Source organism: Carboxylicivirga litoralis (assembly GCF_025499605.1).
Lineage (GTDB): Bacteria > Bacteroidota > Bacteroidia > Bacteroidales > Marinilabiliaceae > Carboxylicivirga > Carboxylicivirga litoralis.
Genome location: NZ_JAFMVC010000097.1, coordinates 1 through 1,343, shown reverse-complemented (window position 1 = coordinate 1,343; position 1,343 = coordinate 1). Strand labels below are relative to the sequence as shown.

The window sequence follows — 1,343 nt, the reverse complement described above, 5'->3', positions numbered from 1 at the left end:
CCACCGAAAAGAAAGTCAATAATGGTGCTTAGTTTGGTGGATATTCCACCGTTGATACTGCTTACAAATGCTATTTGCCAATCATCAAGCTGAATAGTATCGAAAATGAAGTAGTTCAGCATTACGAAAGTCAATGCACACCATGCAAGCAAGAAGAAAATTGCAAAGGCTTTTTGAAGCCAACTGTCTTTTTGATACATCTCCCTGGCCGAACTCCTATCAGCTACTGCCATCTTAAAGAGTTCCATTTTCCCCTGGAGCTTTTCTTCCTGAGTTGTGAATATTTCATCAATCAGCTTCGTTCCCTCTTTTAAGGTTTCCGCAGCTCCGGCATTGATAACTTTCCCAAATATCTTTCTCATCGTTCTACAAATTTTAAAATGGTATCGAGCTTTTCATTGAGCTGCTTAATGGTTTGATGGAATAGTTCTTTACTCACATATATTTCCTTGGAGCTGTCCCTTAAATCGGATATTCGTTTATGCAATACCGTAAATTTGTTTTCGCATGAAGCAAGCTCTTTAGTCAAGTGCTGAATATCCTTTTCCAATAAATCGGTTTTAGCATCCACCGTTTCCTTTGTAGCATTCTTGGAAATGGCATTACGGATGATGAAGGAAACCACACCAACTATAAGCGAGCTAAAAGCACCGATAACAAGCCAATAGAACTTTATTGTCATTTCTTCCATGCTAAAAGATTTTAATGGTTTCTGTACTGCCCTCCGGAAAGCGGTTTTTCTCCATCGTTGCACTTTGGTTTTCGATGTGCATAATGGCATCCACTATATGTTCCCACTTCGTTCCGCCTTTGGAGCTACCGTCTCTATTTGCCTGATTGATGATTACAAATGAGGTGTTCGGGAACTGTTTCTTCAGCTCTTTAAATTCCTCATGAGAAATATCGGTCGTTTGGGTACTGTCGATAAATACCACATCGTAATCCTTGAAAAGTTTCGGGTTATAGTCCTCGATAATTCCAATCGGGCTGTTAATACCAAGCCTTACCACTTTCTCCTGCATTGTCCCTTTTGCACCTTCTTCATTGGCTACATACAGAACTTTATAGCCATGCTGTTTTACCAATTCATCTGCAAACATTAAGGCTACGGTACTCTTGCCATGAAAGCGTGAGCCGTAAATCATTATATAGAATGGGATATACAGCTTGCCTAATAGCCTACCGAATTTTCCTCGGATTGAGATGGTCTTAAAATTCATCTTGGCAAGGTCGTTTGCTAAAACAACCTGGTCGGATGCGATGACTGCGGTTCTTGTGGTGCCGGGATTGAATGCCCTGTTTTGTGAGCCACTACTTTTGGGCATGGAAGTAGTGGCATTTAC

The 1,343-nt window shown here is 40.7% G+C and carries 2 protein-coding genes and 1 pseudogene; all 3 read right to left on the bottom strand.

All coding sequences use genetic code 11. The features are described 5' to 3' along the window. Window positions 1-362: hypothetical protein (locus J1N10_RS20890; protein ID WP_262328668.1), on the bottom strand; the 362-nt coding region annotated here is incomplete at its 3' end. Continuing rightward, window positions 359-691: a hypothetical protein gene (locus J1N10_RS20885; RefSeq protein ID WP_262328551.1), complete on the bottom strand. Its 333-nt coding sequence runs from the start codon at window positions 689-691 to the stop codon at window positions 359-361. The genes J1N10_RS20885 and J1N10_RS20890, both read right to left, overlap by 4 nt. Before the next feature lies 1 nt (window position 692). Next, window positions 693-1,343: pseudogene (locus tag J1N10_RS20880) on the bottom strand (DNA repair protein RadA); the annotation flags it as partial.